This window comes from Microcystis sp. M49636_WE2 (genome assembly GCF_030065375.1).
Taxonomy (GTDB): Bacteria; Cyanobacteriota; Cyanobacteriia; order Cyanobacteriales; family Microcystaceae; genus Microcystis; species Microcystis aeruginosa_C.
This window is the reverse complement of record NZ_JASJFG010000171.1, coordinates 1-4,046: the sequence shown is the minus strand read 5'-3', so window position 1 is coordinate 4,046 and position 4,046 is coordinate 1. Positions and strand designations below refer to the sequence as shown.

Genomic DNA, 4,046 nt, shown 5'->3' with positions numbered 1-4,046 from the left:
TCTTCTTGATTGAAAAGCTCTATACAGCTTAAATAAGATGGTAGTTTTGGTGTCTTTGAATGTTTAAACTCAATTACCTCTTGATTTCTTGCGATCAAAACCTCTTGATCTTTTAAAAGAGTTTCCCTAATTATACTAACCTTATTTTCGCCGTCATTACTATTGACTTCATCTTCTTCAATCTTGATGAGAGAACGAGCTTTTCTAACCTCAAATTCACCCAACCAATGATAACGAACATGATCATTGGTTAAAAGTTCTACATCCCATTTTACCCCATTTATAGATGCACCGTTAGTGATTCTTTTTAAATTACTAATGGCCTTTAAAATCGAGGTTTTTCCTGCACCTGAGATACCAACTAATAAATTCAAATCTAGAAAAAACTCGCAAGAATCTATACTTAATCCAGAGGATAAATCTTGATAGGATAATCTCAAAAGTTTCATAATAATTCCCCACTGCTAAAACTAAAAAGGGTGAGTTAATTCTCACCCCAAGATTTTACTGAGGATCGAGTTTTAGGACTGCCATAAATGCCTCCTGGGGTACATCAACAGTTCCGATCGCTTTCATCCGTTTCTTACCTTTTGCTTGCTTGTCTAACAGCTTTTTCTTGCGGCTAATATCACCACCATAACACTTAGCTAAGACATCCTTTCTTAAAGCGGGAATATGTTCACTAGCGATAATTTTAGAACCAATAGCTGCTTGAATGGGAACCTTAAATTGATGCCGGGGAATCAATTCTTTTAACTTTTCGGTTAAAGCGCGACCAACATAATAAGCTTTATCCCGGTGAACGATCATCGCTAAAGCATCAACGGGATCACCATTGACCATAATATCTAATTTAACTAGCTCATTTTCCCGATAGCCAATTAATTGATATTCCATACTAGCGTAACCGCGCGATCGAGATTTTAATTGATCAAAAAAGTCCGTCACCACTTCCGCTAAAGGTAACTCATAAATCAAAGCGGTGCGAGTTTTAGTAAAATAACGCATATCCTTGAAAACTCCCCGACGACTTTGACATAATTCCATCAAAGCGCCTACATAGGTTTCCGGAGTAATCATTTCCACTTGGATATAAGGTTCCTCAATTTTTTCCCGTTTTTGTGGGGAAGGTAACAAACTGGGATTATCCACTTCGACAATTTCCCCATCGGTGGTAGTGACCTGATAAACTACCGAGGGAGCAGTGGTAATTAAATCTAAGTTATATTCCCTTTCTAGTCTTTCCTGGACGATTTCCATGTGTAGCAGTCCCAAGAAACCGCAACGGAAACCAAAACCCATGGCGCTAGAAGTTTCCGGTTCGTAGGATAGAGCTGCATCGTTTAATTTTAACTTTTCCAGCGCATCTTTGAGATCGGCATACTGATCGGCATCGGTGGGGAATAATCCGCAGAAAACCATCGGTTTTGCTTCTGTATAACCGGGTAAAGGCTCTTGTGCTGGTTTAGCGGTTAGAGTAATCGTATCACCCACCCGGGCATCAGCGACGGTTTTAATCGCGGCTGCCAGATAACCCACTTCTCCCGCGTGAAGTTCATTTACCTGTACCTGTTGCGGTGATAAAATTCCCAATTCATCGATCACAAATTCTTTACCGGAAGCCATAAAACGAATTTTATCGCCCTTTTTCACCCGACCATCCATGACGCGGAAATAGACAACTACCCCTCGATAAGCGTCGTAATAACTATCAAAAATTAAAGCTCGGAAGGGTTCTTCGAGAGTATCTTGGGGAGGGGGAACTAATTGGACGATCGACTCTAGAATATCATTAATACCGATCCCAGCCTTAGCCGAGGCCCGAATTGCCTCACTACAGTCTAAACCTACCACTTCCTCGATTTCCGCCGCGACTCGTTCCGGTTCGGCACTGGGTAGGTCGATTTTATTTAAAACTGGGATAATTTCGAGGTTATTTTCCAGTGCTAGGTAAACATTGGCTAAAGTTTGCGCCTCTACTCCTTGGGACGCATCCACAACTAATAAAGCTCCCTCGCACGCCGCTAAAGACCGAGAAACCTCGTAGGAAAAATCCACATGGCCGGGGGTGTCAATCAGATTGAGAACGTATTTTTGACCATCCTTAGCGGTATAATCCATGCGTGCCGCTTGTAACTTGATGGTGATACCTCGTTCCCGTTCCAAGTCCATATTATCGAGAAATTGTTCTTTCATCTCCCGTTGGGCTACGGTTCCCGTAATTTGCAGGAGGCGATCGGCGAGAGTTGATTTACCATGATCGATATGAGCGATGATGGAAAAATTGCGAATGCGAGAAACGGGAACGTCAGTCATCGTGGTTCACTGTTGGCAAAAGTCAGGGGTTTATAAAATTTTAGATTCCTTAATTCATTGTAGAGGTAAAGTCTCTAAGGCTGGAGCAAAAGCGAAAAGTAAAAGGTAAAAAAAGCTAAACTGCAAGTATAGTCAGGGTTTTGACCTTAGCTTCCCCTCTCGGCATCCACAGTAAACTATGGTAGGCTTGATTATGGTGACAAAATCAGGGAAAGGGCAATGGCTAAGGAAAGGCTCTATGATTTGTCCAAATCGGATTACTATAGATAAACTCTTGGATGAGAATCCTCGACTGACGGGTAGAATGATAGATAGCAATCATTAATAGAGCTTATGAACGACAATGCTACACCGACTCAGCGCACGGCGGAGAAAGTTGAAATCGCTATTCACCTTGACTCGGAAGTTTTAGACCAGATTAAACACCTGACTAACGATCCTAGTCGCATTATCGAAACAGCGATTAAACAGTGGCTAAGAGGAGAGAAACAACCGGATGAGGACTTAACCCGTCATCTTCGACGCAATCCCCCCGTACCACCCAAAGGGGAATGGAATGACTAAGATTTTTCAGTCTCTAATAGGTTATTTCCCGACGGAGAGACTGAAATATTTTCTTAGGTCAACCATTGACGGTAATTGAGATTTTTTCCCCAACTAAGCTAGTCATACTAGATTCGTTGAGTATAGGCTACATATCAGGACAGGCAAAAGGGGGAATAGATAATCAGTTTTTAATAAACGGATTTAGGATCATTTTGCTTGGGTACTGACAGGAGGAACAAAACTGATGCAGATAGAAATTCAAGGAGCCGATGCTATCAAAGTTGCTCAGGATATCCTAGAGATGGAAGGGGTGCAAGGCAGCTACGAAGTTATCTCCGAAGAGGAGAAAGAGGGAACCCTTGCTACCATCGCCACCATCATCGGCATTATTAGCGGAACAATCGCCATCGCTGAGAAATTGTACCAATTAAAGCGAAAAATTGACTCTCCTGAAACCCCGAAGATCGAACGAGTGTTAATTGTCAGCAAAAACGGCGATCGTCTGCTGCTCAAAGATGCTACCCCAGAGCAACTACAAAAACTCTTGGAACAAGAAAAATCATCAGAAAAATGGGTTTGAAACCCCGTCCTAAAAGCTATCCCTTATAGGGATCTTTCTTAACAATTGTTTCAGTAAGCACTCCAACCCTTATCCTGACTTGATTTCAGTTTTTTCTTTGTCAGTAAGGGTGTCAACAAGGAATATTACAAATTGTTAACCGAGTCTTGAAAGCCTTGTGCTACAAAGGTTTGAAATGTTAAGAAAGATGTGACTAATGGACAGCTTAATAAGGGTGGTGCCGATCCCCCCTTAGTCCCCCCTTGATCTCCCCTTAATAAGGGGGGCATCTGATAATTTTTAACGCCTAACTACTTAAATCCCCTGAGTATAGGCTACATATCAGGAGAGGCAAAGGGCAAAACCGAGAATAAATAATCAGTTTTTAATAACCGGATTTAGGATTAGAGTGATTTACCAGGTAAAACCAGATCACCAGTTAGATGGCGATAATCCTGTTTTATCCCTGAAATTCCGTCAAAACCCCATAGATAGCCCAGATAGCCATGGCGCGTAAATAATGACAGGCGCGAAAAGTTCCCACCGATGTTATTGCTTCCGGGGTGCGAAATTGTAAGCCATTTTCATAGACTTGTTTCACCACCGCTTCTGTAATTTGCCATCC

4 protein-coding genes and 1 pseudogene are annotated in these 4,046 nt (G+C 41.9%); 2 read left to right on the top strand and 3 right to left on the bottom strand.

The window, feature by feature from the left end:
* Window positions 1-449: pseudogene (locus PX484_RS03945) on the bottom strand (AAA family ATPase); the annotation flags it as partial.
* Window positions 450-504: 55 nt separating this feature from the next.
* Window positions 505-2,316: a translation elongation factor 4 gene (gene lepA / locus PX484_RS03940; protein ID WP_149107614.1), complete on the bottom strand. Its 1,812-nt coding sequence runs from the start codon at window positions 2,314-2,316 to the stop codon at window positions 505-507.
* Between the two features lie 333 nt (window positions 2,317-2,649).
* Here lepA and PX484_RS03935 point away from each other — a divergent pair, with 333 nt between their 5' ends.
* Together PX484_RS03935 and PX484_RS03930 are read left to right on the top strand one after the other, a co-directional pair.
* Window positions 2,650-2,880, top strand: coding sequence for a type II toxin-antitoxin system CcdA family antitoxin (locus PX484_RS03935; protein WP_002732463.1), 231 nt, complete (start codon window positions 2,650-2,652; stop codon window positions 2,878-2,880).
* Window positions 2,881-3,106: 226 nt separating this feature from the next.
* Window positions 3,107-3,442 carry a hypothetical protein gene (locus tag PX484_RS03930; protein ID WP_287768171.1) on the top strand — a complete coding sequence of 112 codons (336 nt, stop codon included), beginning with the start codon at window positions 3,107-3,109 and terminating at the stop codon, window positions 3,440-3,442.
* A 439-nt stretch (window positions 3,443-3,881) separates the two neighbouring features.
* Here the strand turns inward: PX484_RS03930 and PX484_RS03925 are convergent.
* The coding region (locus PX484_RS03925; protein WP_288102925.1) for a GH116 family glycosyl hydrolase at window positions 3,882-4,046 on the bottom strand (165 nt) is incomplete at its 5' end.

Excerpts from the sequence above, each read along its gene's own strand:
- lepA (WP_149107614.1), bottom strand. The coding sequence starts at position 2,316 with ATGACTGACGTTCCCGTTTCTCGCATTCGCAATTTTTCCATCATCGCT.
- PX484_RS03935 (WP_002732463.1), top strand. The coding sequence starts at position 2,650 with ATGAACGACAATGCTACACCGACTCAGCGCACGGCGGAGAAAGTTGAA.
- PX484_RS03930 (WP_287768171.1), top strand. The coding sequence starts at position 3,107 with ATGCAGATAGAAATTCAAGGAGCCGATGCTATCAAAGTTGCTCAGGAT.